The organism is Pseudomonas sp. BN417 (genome assembly GCF_029871205.1).
GTDB lineage: Bacteria > Pseudomonadota > Gammaproteobacteria > Pseudomonadales > Pseudomonadaceae > Metapseudomonas.
The window spans coordinates 1-15,294 of record NZ_SSOJ01000081.1 but is presented as its reverse complement, the minus strand read 5'-3'; the positions used below and the strand labels follow the sequence as shown (position 1 = coordinate 15,294).

The 15,294-nt window shown below is 64.7% G+C and carries 20 protein-coding genes; 12 read left to right on the top strand and 8 right to left on the bottom strand.

Features of this window, described 5'->3' with window-relative positions:
* Positions 1 to 16: 16 nt before the first annotated feature.
* Positions 17 to 373 carry a metalloregulator ArsR/SmtB family transcription factor gene (locus E8F11_RS09430; RefSeq protein ID WP_280288578.1) on the bottom strand — a complete coding sequence of 119 codons (357 nt, stop codon included), beginning with the start codon at positions 371 to 373 and terminating at the stop codon, positions 17 to 19.
* Between the two features lie 292 nt (positions 374 to 665).
* Between E8F11_RS09430 and E8F11_RS09425 the strand changes: the two genes are divergently transcribed.
* A complete protein-coding gene (locus E8F11_RS09425) occupies positions 666 to 1,142 on the top strand; it encodes a YbhB/YbcL family Raf kinase inhibitor-like protein (protein ID WP_280288577.1) in 477 nt (158 codons plus the stop codon).
* Here E8F11_RS09425 and E8F11_RS09420 read toward each other — a convergent pair.
* From E8F11_RS09420 to E8F11_RS09410, 3 genes are all read right to left on the bottom strand, one after another.
* The gene (locus tag E8F11_RS09420) at positions 1,060 to 1,758 is read right to left on the bottom strand and encodes a DUF2459 domain-containing protein (RefSeq protein ID WP_280288576.1); all 699 of its coding nucleotides are present in this window, start codon (positions 1,756 to 1,758) and stop codon (positions 1,060 to 1,062) included. The two genes, E8F11_RS09425 and E8F11_RS09420, sit on opposite strands and share 83 nt — an antisense overlap.
* A gap of 115 nt (positions 1,759 to 1,873) precedes the next feature.
* Positions 1,874 to 2,224, bottom strand: a complete 351-nt coding sequence (locus E8F11_RS09415) for a BON domain-containing protein (protein ID WP_280288575.1) — start codon at positions 2,222 to 2,224, stop codon at positions 1,874 to 1,876.
* Between the two features lie 332 nt (positions 2,225 to 2,556).
* Positions 2,557 to 2,919: a hypothetical protein gene (locus E8F11_RS09410; RefSeq protein ID WP_280288574.1), complete on the bottom strand. Its 363-nt coding sequence runs from the start codon at positions 2,917 to 2,919 to the stop codon at positions 2,557 to 2,559.
* Positions 2,920 to 3,484: 565 nt separating this feature from the next.
* Between E8F11_RS09410 and E8F11_RS09405 the strand changes: the two genes are divergently transcribed.
* A complete protein-coding gene (locus E8F11_RS09405) occupies positions 3,485 to 4,189 on the top strand; it encodes a YebC/PmpR family DNA-binding transcriptional regulator (RefSeq protein WP_280288573.1) in 705 nt (234 codons plus the stop codon).
* Between the two features lie 4 nt (positions 4,190 to 4,193).
* Positions 4,194 to 4,418, top strand: a complete 225-nt coding sequence (locus E8F11_RS09400; protein ID WP_280288572.1) for a hypothetical protein — start codon at positions 4,194 to 4,196, stop codon at positions 4,416 to 4,418.
* A 61-nt stretch (positions 4,419 to 4,479) separates the two neighbouring features.
* Here the strand turns inward: E8F11_RS09400 and E8F11_RS09395 are convergent, their stop codons facing one another.
* Positions 4,480 to 5,376, bottom strand: coding sequence for a DMT family transporter (locus tag E8F11_RS09395; RefSeq protein WP_280288571.1), 897 nt, complete (start codon positions 5,374 to 5,376; stop codon positions 4,480 to 4,482).
* Between the two features lie 131 nt (positions 5,377 to 5,507).
* On the opposite strand from E8F11_RS09395, the gene E8F11_RS09390 reads away from it, so the two are divergent.
* From E8F11_RS09390 to E8F11_RS09375, 4 genes are all read left to right on the top strand, one after another.
* Positions 5,508 to 5,945: an Lrp/AsnC family transcriptional regulator gene (locus E8F11_RS09390; RefSeq protein ID WP_280288570.1), complete on the top strand. Its 438-nt coding sequence runs from the start codon at positions 5,508 to 5,510 to the stop codon at positions 5,943 to 5,945.
* A 172-nt stretch (positions 5,946 to 6,117) separates the two neighbouring features.
* Complete coding sequence (locus tag E8F11_RS09385) at positions 6,118 to 6,549, top strand: rubrerythrin family protein (RefSeq protein WP_280288569.1); 432 nt, start codon at positions 6,118 to 6,120, stop codon at positions 6,547 to 6,549.
* Between the two features lie 65 nt (positions 6,550 to 6,614).
* Positions 6,615 to 7,958: a heterodisulfide reductase-related iron-sulfur binding cluster gene (locus tag E8F11_RS09380; RefSeq protein ID WP_280288568.1), complete on the top strand. Its 1,344-nt coding sequence runs from the start codon at positions 6,615 to 6,617 to the stop codon at positions 7,956 to 7,958.
* A 17-nt stretch (positions 7,959 to 7,975) separates the two neighbouring features.
* On the top strand, positions 7,976 to 8,557 hold the full coding sequence (locus E8F11_RS09375) for a DUF3501 family protein (RefSeq protein WP_280288567.1): 582 nt from the start codon (positions 7,976 to 7,978) through the stop codon (positions 8,555 to 8,557).
* A 4-nt stretch (positions 8,558 to 8,561) separates the two neighbouring features.
* Here the strand turns inward: E8F11_RS09375 and E8F11_RS09370 are convergent, their stop codons facing one another.
* Complete coding sequence (locus tag E8F11_RS09370; RefSeq protein ID WP_280288566.1) at positions 8,562 to 8,948, bottom strand: VOC family protein; 387 nt, start codon at positions 8,946 to 8,948, stop codon at positions 8,562 to 8,564.
* Between the two features lie 156 nt (positions 8,949 to 9,104).
* Here E8F11_RS09370 and E8F11_RS09365 point away from each other — a divergent pair, with 156 nt between their 5' ends.
* Positions 9,105 to 10,970: an ABC transporter ATP-binding protein/permease gene (locus E8F11_RS09365; RefSeq protein ID WP_280288565.1), complete on the top strand. Its 1,866-nt coding sequence runs from the start codon at positions 9,105 to 9,107 to the stop codon at positions 10,968 to 10,970.
* A 152-nt stretch (positions 10,971 to 11,122) separates the two neighbouring features.
* Positions 11,123 to 11,656 (top strand): transposase, encoded by a 534-nt coding sequence (locus E8F11_RS09360; RefSeq protein ID WP_280288564.1) that lies wholly within the window; start codon positions 11,123 to 11,125, stop codon positions 11,654 to 11,656.
* 84 nt (positions 11,657 to 11,740) lie between these two features.
* Here the strand turns inward: E8F11_RS09360 and E8F11_RS09355 are convergent, their stop codons facing one another.
* Positions 11,741 to 12,064 (bottom strand): carboxymuconolactone decarboxylase family protein, encoded by a 324-nt coding sequence (locus tag E8F11_RS09355; RefSeq protein WP_280288563.1) that lies wholly within the window; start codon positions 12,062 to 12,064, stop codon positions 11,741 to 11,743.
* A 154-nt stretch (positions 12,065 to 12,218) separates the two neighbouring features.
* Between E8F11_RS09355 and E8F11_RS09350 the strand changes: the two genes are divergently transcribed.
* Both E8F11_RS09350 and E8F11_RS09345 read left to right on the top strand, forming a co-directional pair.
* Entirely contained in the window at positions 12,219 to 13,007 is a 789-nt protein-coding gene (locus E8F11_RS09350; protein WP_280288562.1) for an SDR family oxidoreductase, read from the top strand.
* 169 nt (positions 13,008 to 13,176) lie between these two features.
* Positions 13,177 to 13,941 (top strand): alpha/beta fold hydrolase, encoded by a 765-nt coding sequence (locus E8F11_RS09345; RefSeq protein WP_280288561.1) that lies wholly within the window; start codon positions 13,177 to 13,179, stop codon positions 13,939 to 13,941.
* Positions 13,942 to 13,986: 45 nt separating this feature from the next.
* On the opposite strand, the gene E8F11_RS09340 is transcribed toward E8F11_RS09345, so the two are convergent.
* Positions 13,987 to 14,304: a putative quinol monooxygenase gene (locus E8F11_RS09340; RefSeq protein ID WP_280288560.1), complete on the bottom strand. Its 318-nt coding sequence runs from the start codon at positions 14,302 to 14,304 to the stop codon at positions 13,987 to 13,989.
* Between the two features lie 161 nt (positions 14,305 to 14,465).
* On the opposite strand from E8F11_RS09340, the gene E8F11_RS09335 reads away from it, so the two are divergent.
* Positions 14,466 to 15,056, top strand: a complete 591-nt coding sequence (locus E8F11_RS09335; RefSeq protein WP_280288559.1) for an NAD(P)H-dependent oxidoreductase — start codon at positions 14,466 to 14,468, stop codon at positions 15,054 to 15,056.
* Positions 15,057 to 15,294 lie beyond the last annotated feature (238 nt).

The window sequence follows — 15,294 nt, the reverse complement described above, 5'->3', positions numbered from 1 at the left end:
CAGTTGGGTAGCGCGATCAACAGCAGGCGGCGGCCCGCTCGGGGCGGTCGCCCATGCCGTCCAGGCGCTTCGAATCGGGGCTCAGCCAGTGCCGGTTGGCATCCAGCGTCGTGGTCAGCACGTGGTGCACCCAATCGGGCAGGTCGGGATGCAGGCGGTAGTACACCCACTGCCCCTGGCGACGATCCGCCAGCAGCCCGCAGGTACGCAGCTGCGCCAGGTGGCGGGAGATCTTCGGCTGGCTCTCGTCCAGCGCGCAGGTCAATTCGCAGACGCACAGCTCCTCCTCGCGGGTGATGAGCAGCATCAGGCGAACCCGGGTTTCATCAGCCAGGCACTTGAATACGGTGGTCGGGGTCAGGTGGTCGGCCATAAAGGTCTCAACGTCGGTTTCTCTGGCGACAGCCTGCGGGGCCTGGAACTCATGAACATGCCCCGAGAATATATGGTTTGCCGAATATACGATTTTACGAATATACGGTAAAGGCATCCGGCAGCTGCCTTTCAAGGGCACCCTGGAAAGCCGTCCATATAACGAATTTCCAGAGCCTCGGGGGACAACCCACTATTCTTTTATGGAGCCCCCGGGTACGGCCAGTCGGCGAAGTCGACCGTCGCCGTTACGGTCTGCTACTGAACCAATCTGGCACCAAGGAGATATGGCCATGACCTTCAGGCTAAGCTCCACCGCGTTCGCCCCCAACGAGATGATCCCCGCCCTCTACACCTGTGACGGTCGGAATATCTCTCCCCCACTGAGCTGGACGAAGCCGCCGGTAGGTACCAGGAGCCTGGTTCTGATCGTCGATGACCCGGATGCCCCCGATCCCGCCGCGCCGAAAGTGACCTGGGTCCATTGGCTGCTGTACAACCTGCCGCCAACCGCTGGCAGCCTGCCTGACGGCGTGGCGGACGCGAACCTGCCGCCCGGCACCCTGCAAGGGCTCAATGACTGGCAACGGACAGGTTACGGCGGCCCCTGCCCCCCGATCGGCAATCACCGCTATTTCCACAAGCTCTATGCCCTGGACAAGGTGCTCGTCGACCTGCGCCACCCGATCAAGTTGATGCTGGAGCAGACGATGAAGGGACACATCCTCGCCCAGACGGACCTGATTGGCCGATATCAGCGGCATCGCTAGGAAGTGTCGGCAGCGCTTCGCGCAATCTGGACATGACACCCGCGGCCGTCAGCACCGAGGTCGATCGGAGGGCGACTCCGCTCAGGGCCACCGCCTCGGCGACCCAGGTATTGCAGTTGTGATACAGCGAGTAGCGGCCATGAGCCCGGTAGAAGCGGCTGTCGCCGTAGAGTCCGGGACCGAGCATCTGCAGGTCGCCTTGCGGGGTGAGGGCAAAGCTTGCGGCGAGGTGGTCCAGCAAGCGTCGGTAGCCGTCCTCGCCGACAGTCAACGAAATCGAATCGCCGCCTGCAACCGAACCGTGTCGCTCGCCGGGCACCTGCACCACATGGAGCACACTGCCACCTGAGCGGAACGCAGCGCCCAGCGCCTGCCCCACGCCTGCCCGCGGCGCCCGGTAGAAGGCCTCATCGCCCCAACCGAGCTCGACGAAATCGCCGCCGCCGAAGTCCCTGCCCAGCGCCGGCAACCGCTGAACCAAGTCGCGGCTGGCGACCACTATTCCCGTATGCCAGCCATGGTTCACCACCTGGAAGGTTCGCGTCGCAGCGCAATGCACCTCTGGCGGCGACCTGGTTGATGGCGTGCCGGTGCACCCGAGCAGGATGAGCAGCACTGACAGCACGAATAGCCTGGGCACGGTCGGCGAACTCGAAGGACAAGTCAGTCGAACCCGGATCAGCGCAGCGTTCGCCGACCTGCCCATCGCATGCCGTCAATGGGACGGCCCATCATTTGTCGTCCATCTTCGCTGACGATCGCGATAGATCCTCAGCGCTCTCCTCCGCGTTTGGGGCTTCCGGAAAACTTCCGGGAGAGACCATGTAGGTCTGCAGGTCGCTGGCATCGATATCGGTGACGCCATGAACCGCGCGGGCCAGGCCTATGGCCTGCTCGCACTGTTTATGGGTATTGACGCGGCCGCTCAACGCCACCATGCCCGCGTGGGTCTTGACGTGGATATTCAGCCTGCGAGTCGGTTCGGCCAAGGTCAGGGCCGACTTCACCTTGGTGGTGATCCACGCATCGTGAACGGCCAACCCGAGGTCATGGGAGTAATGCTGGAAGGAGTGAATCTTCATGGCAGGATCCTCTCTTGCGGAATCAGGCGTACCTTCGGTCCCACCTGTTGTGCAGCCCCCGCGACGAGCGCCCGGATACCTGATACGCACAAGGCGCCCGCCACGAAAGCATGTCTACATCCTGAGTATAGTGCGGGCCCTCCCCGCTCCTGGCCGCAGCCAGGGCTCACTGCTGGACTTGTAGGAGCGAGCTTGCTCGCGAACACTCCGAGCGCGACCTTTCGCGAGCAAGCTCGCTCCTACCGAAGTTCCCGACTTCATCCCGCTGTTCGGGACATTCCGATCGCCCGCAACTGCGCTCGGGAACCCTGTAGTTGGAGCGTCAGGTTCAGCTATGAGCTGCGGTCAGGCGTGCAGGCGAGCGAGGCTTGCGTGCTCCTGCCGATGGGCCGGCTATCGACGAGCACCACCACACTGGTACCGGGCTCCAGCAGCATCTTGCGGCCCGATGGGCTCAAGGCCTCGGCGACGCCGGGTTTGACCGTGCACAGAGCTGGCTGGGCACCGTGGTTAGTGATCTTCAGGACCTGGCTGGCGCCCCTGCTGATGGCGGAGGAGTCGGGAAGATGGAACGGGGGCAGGGACAAGGACGTTTCGATGTCGAGGCCGTTCAGTTCACTCGCTATCTTTACATCGGCCAAGGCCGTCAGCGGCAGACAAGCGGCCAATCCGGTTATCAGGAGTACCTTGTTCATCTCGAACCTCCAGGAGATTCAGAGTGAGCCTCTACCTGGGCGTAGAGGTGGGCCACTAGCCGGCAGCCCGATCAGTTCGCCGGCCAGTTCGATCCGCAGCCGTGAAGATCCGGCGCAGATGCGTTGCCCATCACGTCAGAGGGGGACGTGGTAAATGCCGGGCCATCCGCTGGTCTGTTCATTGTCGAGAAACAATCACGCGGCCCTGTGCATGAGGGACATGCCCCATCAATTTTAGGAGGGGATCGGCTGGATGGATTGATTTTTCTGGCTCTGTCGACCTGCAGGAACCGGCTTATGCCAGGCATGATCGTTCGCCCATCCGCTCACAACCAATGATGCTGAGCGGACTTCCCTGACCTGGGCTCCCGTGGTGGAAATCCGCCTTGCGGATTTTCACCCTACAGAAGACCGCGAGCCGGCCCGAAGCGAAAATTGCCACCCGGCAAGATGCCTCCCGACGAGCTAGCTGGCAGCCTCCCCCGCCCGCCCAGTAGAATCGCCGACCTATTTGCCAACGGGCCGCCGCGCCCGTTCCCCGTCCGCAACCCGCGAGAGAACTGCCATGGGCGCCCAGTGGAAAGCCAAACCTAAAGAAGCCGCCGCCAATGCCCGAGGGAAGATCTTCGGCAAACTGGTGAAAGAGATCATGATCGCCGCGCGCAACGGCGCTGATCCGGACATGAACCCCAAGCTGCGCCTGGCCGTGCATCAGGCCAAGAAGGCCTCCATGCCCAAGGACACCCTGGAGCGCGCCATCAAGAAGGGTTCTGGCCAGTCGGGCGAGGTGGTCAACTACGAGCGCACGCTGTATGAAGGCTTCGCGCCACACCGCGTGCCGATCATCGTCGAGTGCCTGACCGATAACGTGAACCGGACCGTCGCCGAAGTGCGCGTGCTGTTCCGCAAGGGCCAATTGGGCACCGCGGGCTCGGTGTCCTGGGACTTCGACCACCTGGGCATGATCGAGGCCGAACCGGCCAGCGCCGACGCCGATGCGGAACTCGCCGCCATCGAGGCCGGCGCCCAGGACTTCGAAGCGGGCGAGGACGGCGGTGCGCTGTTCTACACCGAGCCGACCGACCTGGACGCCGTGTGCAAGGCCTTGCCGGAGTTCGGTTTCACCGTGCAGTCGGCCAACCTCGGCTACAAGGCGAAGAACCCGGTCAGCCTGTCCGGCGCCGAGCTGGAGGAAGTCGAAGCCTTCCTCGAAGCGATGGATGGCCACGACGACGTGCAGAACATCTATGTCGGCCTGCAAGCCAACTGAGCCCATGAGCCGCCGGCAGTTCCACCAGGAACACGCCGAGCGGGCTCGCCTCGAGGCTCTGCGCCTGCTGGAGCAGTGCGAGGCTCTCGGCCCTCGCTGGCTGGCCTGGGTCGCCACCGAGTTGTATCAGCTCAAGCCGCCCGAGTTCGCCAATATGGTGCGCCGCGAGCTGGAACGCCTGAGCGCGGCACACCGCCAATTCGGCGACGCGTCGCAACACCTGCATTGAGTAAGGCGACCGACCGGAAGCCCGGCTCCGGTCGTCGCGTCCGGCGGCGCTCATCGATGCCTCACTGGGCCCGCGCCACCTTGCGCACGCTGAACCCCCAGCCCTGCTGCATTCCCGCCGCCGCCACCAGGATGGCTGCCACGCCCGCCCACTGCAGCAGATCGAGGCGATGGCCGAAGGCGAACCAGTCGACGAAGATCGCCGCGATCGGATAGATGAAGGACAGCGCGCCGGTCAGGGCGGTCGGCAACTTCTGGATCGCGCCGTAGAGCAGCACGTACATCACGCCGGTGTGCACCACCCCCAGGGTCAGCAGGATCGACCAGGCATCGCTCCCCTGCGGCAGGCTGGACAGGTTGGCCAGCGGCGCCAGCAGCAGCACGCCGGTGCAGACCTGGATCAGCGCGATCAGGTGCGGCGGCACCGCGCCCAGCCATTTGATGATGAGCGCCGCAATGGCGTAGAGCAGCGCTGCCCCCATGGCCAGGGCGATACCTGCCAGGTAGTCGCCGCCGCTCTCGCCCTGCCCGCCATGGGCGCTGACGATGGCCAGCATGCCGGCGAAGGACACCGCCAGCCAGAACAGCTTCTGCGCGGTGATCTTTTCGCCGAGGAAGAGCGCCGCCAGGCCCACCAGCATGAAGGGCTGGATGTTGTAGACCGCCGTGCCGATGGAGATCGACGCCCGCGAATAGGAGGCGAACAGCAGCACCCAGTTGCCGACTATGGCCACGCCGCTGAGCACCGCCAGTAGGAAGGTGGTGCGGGTCAGGATCCCGGGCCGCAGGAAGCCCATCGCCGCGCAGATGACCAGCAGCGTCGCCGCGCCGAACAGGCAGCGCCAGAACACCACATCCAGCACCGACTGGCCGGAGAGCATGACCAGCCAGCCGATGGTCCCGGAGATGAGCATGGCGGCGACCATTTCCAACGAACCGCGTTGTATCGATTTGTCCATGATGGGGCTCCTCTGCATGGCGCACAGTATGACGAGCCGGATCAGGGCAACTCCATGCGAAAGCGAAGGCCGAAATCCTCATCTACCTTTACTATCAAGGTATCCAGCTCAATTCGCCTAACGAGGCATCCATGACCGACGACATCGACCAGCTGCTGATATCCGCCCTGATGGAAGACTCCCGCCGCTCCCTCAAGGCGCTGGCGCAGATCAGCGGCCTCTCCTCCCCCAGCGTCGCCGAACGCCTGCGCAAGCTGGAGGAGCGCGGCGTACTCAGGGGCTACACGGTGGAGGTGGACCCGAAGGCCTTCGGCTACCAGCTCCAGGCCATAGTCCGCATCCGCCCCCTGCCCGGCCAGTTGCAGGAAGTCGAACGGCAGATCCAGGGCATCCCGGAGTTCACCGAGTGCGACAAGGTGACCGGCGACGACTGCTTCATCGCGCGCATGTGCGTGCGTTCCATGGAACAGCTGGACACCCTGCTCGACCGCATCAACGGCTACGCGGAAACCAGCACCGCCATCGTCAAGAAGACGCCTGTGAAGCGACGGCTGCCGCCTATGGCGTGAAGGCCTTCCCCCCTCCACGGACCGCTGTGGCTCCCGACTTATAGCGCCCCTCAATCATGCCGATGCGAATTATCTATATGGCTGCTGGCCAGGCGGGATTAGGCTTACTAAGGTCACGACCGTAAGGCCGTCTCCTGCATTTCCCTCTCAGCCCCACGCACGAGGTGATGTCATGAGCATGCTGAAAGGTTCCAAGACCGAACAGAATCTGAAGGACGCCTTTGCCGGCGAGTCCATGGCCAATAGGCGCTACCTGTACTTCGCAGGCAAGGCCGACGTTGAAGGCTATAACGACGTTTCCGCCGTGTTCCGCTCCACCGCCGAAGGTGAAACCGGCCACGCCCATGGCCACCTGGAATACCTGGAACAGTGCGGCGATCCGGCCACCGGCCTGCCCTTCGGCGGAACCGACCTGAACCTCAAGAGCGCAATCGCCGGCGAAACCCATGAGTACACCGACATGTACCCGGGCATGGCCAAGACCGCGCGCGAGGAAGGTTTCGACGAAGTCGCCGACTGGTTCGAAACCCTGGCCAAGGCCGAGCGCTCCCACGCCAACCGGTTCCAGAAGGCCCTGAACGAACTGCACGACCAGGCCGCCTGATAGCGCATCGCTGGCGGCTCCGCTGGAAGTAGCCTGCGACCGCCGGCGGTTTGCGGGAGAAACCCATGGCCACGCCAACGGAAAGCACCCGCGAGGGTAACCTCGAGGCCCCCACGCGCCACCCGCTCGACTGGGAAAGTCCGGGCTTCTGGGAGCGTGCCGCGCTCGAAGCCGAGCAGGAACGCGTATTCCACATCTGCCACGGCTGCCGCCGTTGCGTCAGCCTGTGCCACGCCTTCCCCACGCTGTTCGATCTGGTGGACGCCTCCGAAACCCTGGAAGTCGACGGCGTGGCCAAGGCCGACTTTCCGAAAGTCAGCGAGCAGTGCTACCTCTGCGACCTGTGCTACCAGATCAAATGCCCCTACACCCCGCCGCACCCCTGGAACGTCGACTTCCCGCACCTGATGCTGCGCGCCAAGGCGGTGGACTTCCGCGAGCACGGTGCGCCGCTGTCGGCGCGGATACTCTCCAGCACGCGGGCGATCGGGCGGCTGGCCTCCATCCCAGTGGTGGCGCAGACGGTCAATGCCGCGAACCGCAATCCGACCGCGCGCAAGCTGCTGGAGAAAGCGCTCGATGTGGATGCCCAGGCGCGGGTGCCCAGCTACCAGTCTCCCAGCGCGCGCAAGCGGCTGAAGGCCCTGGACGGCGCCGGCGCCGCCGAGGTCGCCGGGCGTACCCGTGGCAAGGTCGCCATCTTCACCACCTGCTACTGCGACCACTCCGACCCGGGCATCGTCGAAGACCTGGCCATCGTGCTGGCGCATAACGCGATCCCCACCCGCCTGGTCGAGCGGGAAAGCTGCTGCGGCATGCCCAAGCTCGAACTCGGCGACCTGGAAAGCGTGCGCCGCTTCAAGGCGTTCAATATCCCGGTGCTGGCGCGGATGGCGCGCGAGGGCTGGGACCTGATCGCCGCCGTGCCTTCTTGCGTGCTGATGTTCAAGCAGGAGCTGCCCTTGATGTTTCCCGGCGACGATGAGGTGGCGCTGGTGCGCGAGCGCTTCTTCGACCCCTTCGAATACCTCTATGAACGCCACCGCGCCGGCCTGTTGAAAACCGACTTCAAGGTGCCGCTGGGCAAGGTCGCCTGGCAGGTGGCCTGTCACCAGCGGGTGCAGAAGATCGGCCCGAAGACCCGCGAGGTACTGCAACTGGTGCCGGGCACGGAAATCCTGTCCCTTGAACGCTGCTCCGGCCACGACGGCACCTACGGCGTGAAACACAAGACCTACGCCCTCTCGCGCAAGCTGGCGCGACCTGTGGAAAAACAGGTGGCCGCTGCCCAGCCCGAGCACTTCACCAGCGACTGTCCCATGGCCGGCGGCCACATCGCCCACGGCCTGGACAACCACCCTGCGGCGGAGCATCCCTTGAGCCTGCTGCGCAAGGCCTATGGCATCTGACCGATGAGCCCGAGCCCATGAAACCACTCGCCCGCGAAGACCTCCTCAGCCTGGAAAACTACGCCGTGCGGCGCTCGGAGTTCCGCGCCCGCGCCATCACCCACAAGAAGGCGCGCACCGTCCACGTCGGCGAGCACCTGACGCTGATCTTCGAGGACCGCCTGAGCATCCAGTACCAGGTACAGGAAATGCTGCGTATCGAACGCATCTTCGAAGCCGACGCCATCCAAGACGAGCTGGACGCCTACAACCCGCTGATTCCCGGTGGTGAGGACCTCAAAGCGACCCTGTTGCTGGAGTTTCCCGATGTGGAGCAGCGCCGGAGCGAACTGGTGCGCCTGCGCGGGATCGAGCATGCGACCGAGCTGACCATCGAAGGCCAGCCACCGGTGGTCGCCATAGCAGACGAGGACATGCCGCGCAGCAACGACGTAAAAACCTCAGCCGTGCACTTCCTGCGCTTCACGTTGACGGCCGCGCAGATCAGCGCCTGGAAGGCCGGCGCGGCCGTGCGCCTGGCCTCGACCCTGGCAGCGCTGCCGGTGGCGACTGTCCTCAGCGCGGAACAGCAACGCAGCCTGGCAGCGGACTTCGACTGAACGCCTATTCCCGGCGCGCGTAGCTGACCGTCAGCAACTCCCACTGGTGGCCATCCGGCTCGTTCCAGTAGACGATGCTGCCGCCATGTTCGGTATCGATGCGGTAATCCACCGGCCCGTGCACATTGCTGCGGTAGGGAATGCCGGCGGCCCGGATGCGCCCGAGAATGGCGTCGAACTCATCCTGGTCCACCCGGAAGCACAGATGCAGCAGCGGGAAAGGGTCGCTCCACTGGTCGAAGTCGAGGGTCAGGCCGTCATTCAGGTATACCGGCACGAAGGGACCGATGCCGCTCTCCGACCAAGGCACCCCGAGCAGTTCGGCCAGCAGGCGCGCCGACGCCACCTTGTCGCGCGCCGGCACCATCAGATGATCCAGATGAACTGTCATGGCGCTCTCCTTTGCCTGTTGCCGGTGCCGGGGCGCGGCGCCGGCTGGAAGACACAAGCATAGCGCCCGGTCGGGCGGACTTGCGGCCGTGGATTCCAGCCCGCCCCCGGAGTGGAGTAATGTCGCCGGACACTCTTTGCACAAGGCAGGTGGGCAATGACGCCCCTCGACAACCAGCCGGACCCGCAGGACGCGGCCGGCGACAAGAGCGCCGGCGCCGCGCCCGTCGCGCGCAAGGCCGGCAGCCGTGGCGATGCCGCCGTGATCTCCACGCTATTGCCCTACCTCAAGCCCTACACCGGCCGCATCGCCCTGGCGCTGGGGCTGATCTTCGTCGCCAAACTGGTCAACCTCTACGTCCCCATCGCCCTCAAGCACATAGTCGACCAGCTCAATGTCGAGCCCAGCCTGCTGGTGCTGCCGATAGGGCTGCTGCTGGCCTATGGTGCCTCGCGCATCGGCGTCACCCTGTTCACCGAACTGCGCCAGGTGGTATTCGCCCGGGTGATGGCCCGAGCCTCGCGGCAGATCACCCTGAAGGTGTTCGAGCACCTGCACGGGCTGAGCCTGAAGTTCCACCTCGGCCGGCGCACCGGCGGTGTGGCCCGTGATGTGGAGCGCGGCGGCAGCGCCATCTCCGAACTGCTGGACTGGACCCTCTACACCATAGTGCCGACCCTGCTGGAAGTGCTGCTGGTGACCGTGGTGCTGGTCTGGGCCTACGACTGGGGCTTCGCCTTCATCACCCTGGGCACCCTGCTGGCCTATGGTATCTGGACCTTCGGCGTGACCGAGTGGCGCACCCGCTACTACCGCGCCGCGGTGGAGGCCGACACCCGCGCCAACGAGCGGGCGGTGGACTCGCTGCTCAACTACGAGACGGTCAAGTATTTCAACAACGAGGCCCACGAGTCCGCGCGCTACGACGAGAACCTGCGCCATCTGGAAAACGCCAAGGTCAAGGCCACCAAGTCCCTGGCCTTGCTCAACCTGGGCCAGACGGCGGTGGTCGCGCTGGGCGTCACCGCCATGATGTGGCGCGCCGCGGCGGGGGTGGTCAGTGGCGAACTCACCATAGGCGACCTGGTGCTGGTCAATGCCTACCTGCTGCAACTCTCCGCGCCGCTCTTCGTACTGGGCATGATGTACCGCGAGGTGAAGCAGGCGCTGACCAACATGGAGCGCCTGTTCGGCCTGCTGGACGAACGCCAGGACGTGCAGGACGCGCCCGGTGCCACGCCGCTGCAGTCCACCCGGCCCCGCGTGCGCTTCGAGAAGGTGCACTTCGGCTACGACCCGCGCCGGGAAATCCTCCATGGCGTGGACTTCGAGATACCGCCCGGCGGCACGGTGGCGGTGGTCGGTCATTCGGGCTCGGGCAAGTCCACCCTCGCCCGCCTGCTCTACCGCTTCTATGACATCGATTCCGGGCATATCCGCATCGACGGCCATGACCTGCGCGAACTGACCCAGGCCTCGGTGCGCGGCGCCATCGGCATCGTTCCCCAGGACACCGTGCTGTTCAACGACAGCATCTATTACAACATCAGCTACGGCCGTCCTTCGGCCAGCCGCGAAGAGGTGGAGGCCGCCGCCCGCGCCGCGCATATCCACGACTTCATCCAGCGCCTGCCCGACGGCTACGACACCCCGGTGGGCGAGCGCGGCCTCAAGCTCTCCGGCGGCGAGAAACAGCGCGTGGCCATCGCCCGCGCCCTGTTGAAGAACCCGGCCATCCTGATCTTCGACGAAGCGACCTCGGCGCTGGATTCCAAGTCGGAAAAAGCCATCCAGACCGCCCTCGACCGTATCCAGGTCGGCCGCACCACCCTGGTCATCGCCCACCGCCTCTCCACCGTGATGGATGCCGACCAGATCCTGGTGCTGGACGCGGGCCGGGTGATCGAAAGCGGCACCCACCGCGAGCTGCTGGAAGCCGGCGGCAGTTATGCGCAGATGTGGCTGTTGCAGCAGCAGGAGCCGGAGGTCGCCGGATCGCCCAGGCCGGAGGCGCTCGGCTGACGCCATCCCGGTGGAAATCCGCCATGCGGATTTCCACCCTACAAGACGGAAGACCGCTACAGGGAATTGCGCCCGGCTCCGATTCTCGCGTCCTGTAGGGTGGATAGCGCTTTTCTATCCACCAGCTTTTCAAAGGACTCAAGGAGCGAGTCATGTCCAATTACCGTCGGGCGCGGGCGCCGGGCAGCACCTACTTCTTCACCGTCAACCTCAACGATCGCCGCGACGACCTCTTGATCCGGGAAATCGAACGGCTCAGGTCAGTGGTGAAAGCGACCAGAAGACGCTACCCCTTCCATATCGATGCCTGGGTGGTCCTGCCTGAACATATGCACTGCCTTTGGACCCTGCCGCCCGGCGATTCGGATTTCCCTGTGCGCTGGAAGTCCATAAAGCTCGCCTTCTCCAAGCGTATTCGCCCATTCGAGGTCCAGACGGATACGCAGATGAAGCGCGGCGAACGCGGTATCTGGCAACGCCGATATTGGGAGCACCTGATCCGAGACGAGCTCGACTACCAACGGCATTTCGACTACGTCCATTTCAACCCGGTGAAGCACGGCCACGTTCGACAGGTACGAGACTGGCCGTACTCGAGCTTCCATCGAGCCGTGCGCGAGGGCGTATATCCCCCGGATTGGGCGGGCCTCGCGGACCTGGACGAGCGTTGGCGCTGGGGCGAATGACTTCGGTGGAAATCCGCCATGCGGATTTTCACCCTACAGGTGCACGCCCTGCGTGGGGTGGATAGCGCTTCATCTATCTACCAATCAGGGCTCGCCCTCCAGCACATCCCCCGCCCAGCTCAGGGCGGCGACCACGGTGGGGAAGCCGATGGTGCTGGTCAGCGCCAGCAGGGCGTGATGGATCTGCTCGGGCGTGGCACCGGCTTCGAGGGCGCGGCGGGTGTGGCTATGGACGGCGCCTTCGGAATGGATGGCCGCCGCGGCGGCGAGCTGGATCAGCTGCAAGCTGAGTTCGTCCAGGGGGCCGGCCTGGCGCACCACCGCGCCAAGGGTTTCCACCGCCTGGAAATACGCTGGGTGCTGCTTCTTCAAGTGCTTGTAGGTTTCGAGGCCGTGTTTGCGTTCCATGGGTTCACCTCACTGGGACATGCCCATTCAGCTTAGAAAAGCTTGAGTACGTCGGTCGGTGAAACTGGCCATTCCGGCCCGGCGGTCTATACCTCCTTGGCTGACGGGCGCGCCGGTTGGCAGCGCCTCCACTCCTCCCACGGAGACCGCGTCGATGGACCTCAAACTTAACGACAAGCTCGCCCTGGTATCCGGCTCGACCAAGGGCATCGGCTTCGCCATTGCCCAGGGCCTGGCGCGCGAAGGCGCCCGGGTGATCATCAATGGCCGCTCCCAGGCCTCGGTGGACGACGCCCTCGCCCGCCTGCGCACCGGGCAGTCGAATGCCAATGCCGAAGGCTTCGCCGGCGACCTCTCCGACCCGCGGCAGATCGAGGCGCTGACAGGGCGCTACCCGGCGGTGGACGTACTGGTGAACAACCTGGGCATCTTCGATCCCAAGCCCTTCGAGGAAATCCCGGACGAGGACTGGCAGCGCTTCTTCGAGGTCAACCTGATGTCCGGCGTGCGCCTGACCCGTGCCTACCTGCCGGGGATGAAGCGGAAGAACTGGGGCCGTGTGGTCTTCATCAGCAGCGAAAGCGGCATCCAGATTCCTGTGGAGATGATCCACTACGGGGTCACCAAGACCGCCCAGCTGGGCCTGTCCCGTGGATTGGCCGAGACCTGCGCCGGCACCGGGGTGACAGTCAATGCCGTGCTGCCCGGCCCGACCGCCTCCGAAGGCGTCGGCGACTTCGTCGCCAAACTGTCCGGCGGCCAACCCTTCCAGGACTTCGAGAAGGAGTTCTTCGAGAAGGCCCGCCCCAGTTCGCTGCTCAAGCGCTTCGCCACCCCCGGGGAAGTGGCCAACCTGGTGGTCTACGTCTGCTCAGAAGCCTCGTCCGCCACCAATGGCGCGGCCCTGAGAGTGGATGGCGGTGTGGTCCGCTCCGCGTTCTGAACCTATGGTTATGAGACCGGCCGGGGCACAGCCGCCCCGGCCACAGGGAGGGAACGCCCCATGCTCAGGACCTGCCACGGCAGCTGCCATTGCGGCGCCGTCCGCTTCGAGGCGGACCTGACCGAGTACCCGTTCAACCCGCCGGCCGAAGTCCGCCACCTCTGACGCCATGACACGCAGCCTGATCGGTGTCGTCCTGCTGGCCGCCGCCCTTTACCTGGGACTGTGCCTGGCGCTGTTCCTGTTCCAGCGCTCGCTGATCTACTTCCCCCAGCCCCGCGCCATCGGCGGCCCCGACCGACTGCTGATGCTGCCGGTGACGGACCAGCAGATCGCCGTCACCGTGCGCCCGCTGGCCAGCACCAAGGCATTGCTCTATTTCGGCGGCAATGCCGAGGATGTGTCGCGCAGCCTGCCCTCGTTCGCCGAAGCCTTCCCCGATCATGCCCTCTACCTCCTGCACTACCGGGGTTTTGGCGACAGCACCGGCAAGCCGACGGAAGAAGCCATCCAGCACGACGCCCTGGCGCTGTTCGACAAGGTGCGGGCCCTGCATGCCGAGGTCGCCCTGGTCGGCCGCAGCCTGGGCAGCGGCGTCGCGATCCGCCTGGCCAGCCAGCGCCCGGCTTCGCGTCTGGTACTGGTCACGCCCTACAACAGCATCCTGGAACTGGCCCAGCGGCAGTTCCCGATCTTCCCGGTGCGCTGGATGCTGGACGACAAGTACGAATCCTGGCGCTATGCCCCGACCATCGCGGTGCCCACCCTGGTCATCGCCGCCGAGCACGACGAAGTGATCCCACGCTGGAGCACCGAGAAGCTCATTCGCCAGTTCAAGCCCGGCGTAACGCGGGTGGAGGTGATAGCCGGCGCGGGGCACAACGATATCGGCGAGAGTCCGGAGTACCTGCGGCTGCTGCGGACCGGTCTGTAGGCGTTGCCGAACGGGGGTACGGGAGCTGCGCGAGCAAGCTCGCTCCTACAGTCCCGTGGTTCGGGGTGGGCTGAGCATTTCGATTTCGCGTATCTCGAAGTCGCGGCGCAGGTAGTCCATGCGGTTCTCGTGGAAGCGGCGCATGTGTGGCAACGCGCTGTGGACATCCAGGTGGGCGCGGCTCTGCCAGACCTCGTAGAAGATGAACAGGGTCGGGTCCTGGGCGTCGCGCAGCATGTGATATTCGATGCAGCCCTCTTCCGCCCGGCTGGGCTCGACATAGGCGCGGAACAGCGCCTCGAACTCGTCGGACTTCTCGGGCCTGGTGTGGGCGTGAAGGATGAAGCCGTAGGCTTGGGTCATGCTCGGGTGTCCGCTGGTAGTTGATGTTTTATCAACATTACCGCAAAGCAAATCGACCCATTAGTGATTTTCCAGCAAGTATCAATTGCGTCCCTGCCTGTTTTTCCAGCAGGGCTCGGCCGGTAGTCTGCCGCCACATCAATTTGCGGAGGCTCCCAACCATGAAGAAAGTCCTTTTGCTCAACGGCGGTAAGCAGTTTGCCCACTCCGATGGCCGCTACAACGCCACTCTGCACGAGGCCGCCCTGGCCTTCTTCGACCGTGCCGGCTTCGACATCAAGGAAACCCGTATCGATGTCGGCTACGAGATTGCCGAAGAGGTGCAGAAGATCCTCTGGGCCGATGTGGTGATCTACCAGATGCCCGGCTGGTGGATGGGCGCCCCCTGGACGGTGAAGCAGTACCTGGACGAAGTATTCACCGCCGGCCACGGCAGCCTCTACGCCAACGACGGCCGCACCCGCTCGGACGCCTCGCAGAAGTACGGCAGCGGCGGCCTTGTCCATGGCAAGCAGTACATGCTGTCGCTGACCTGGAATGCACCGCAGCAGGCCTTCGACGACCCCACCGATTTCTTCGAGGCCAAGGGCGTGGACGCGGTGTACTTCCCCTTCCACAAGGCCAATCAGTTCCTTGGCATGAGCGCCCTGCCGACCTTCCTCTGCGTGGACGTGATGAAGCGACCGAATATCGAGGTGGATGTGGCTCGATATGAAGCGCACCTGGCGCAGGTGTTCGGCATCGAGGGGTGACAGATGGGGCCGCTGCGCGGCCCTTTTCGCGAATGAATTGGCTTTGTCTGCGTTAGCTGTTGCAGAGCCGAATAGAAACGTCTAACACGGACCTTTCAGACCTGCGCACCGGCCTGACACATCCCTCTCCCCCGGCCCCCGCCCTGCGCCCCAGCCTGATCGCTTCGCGCTCAGCCGCTCATCGGCACCGGAAGCGGTGCTTCCGACAGCGTGCCTCTTCGCCCCGCAAGCGGGCGAG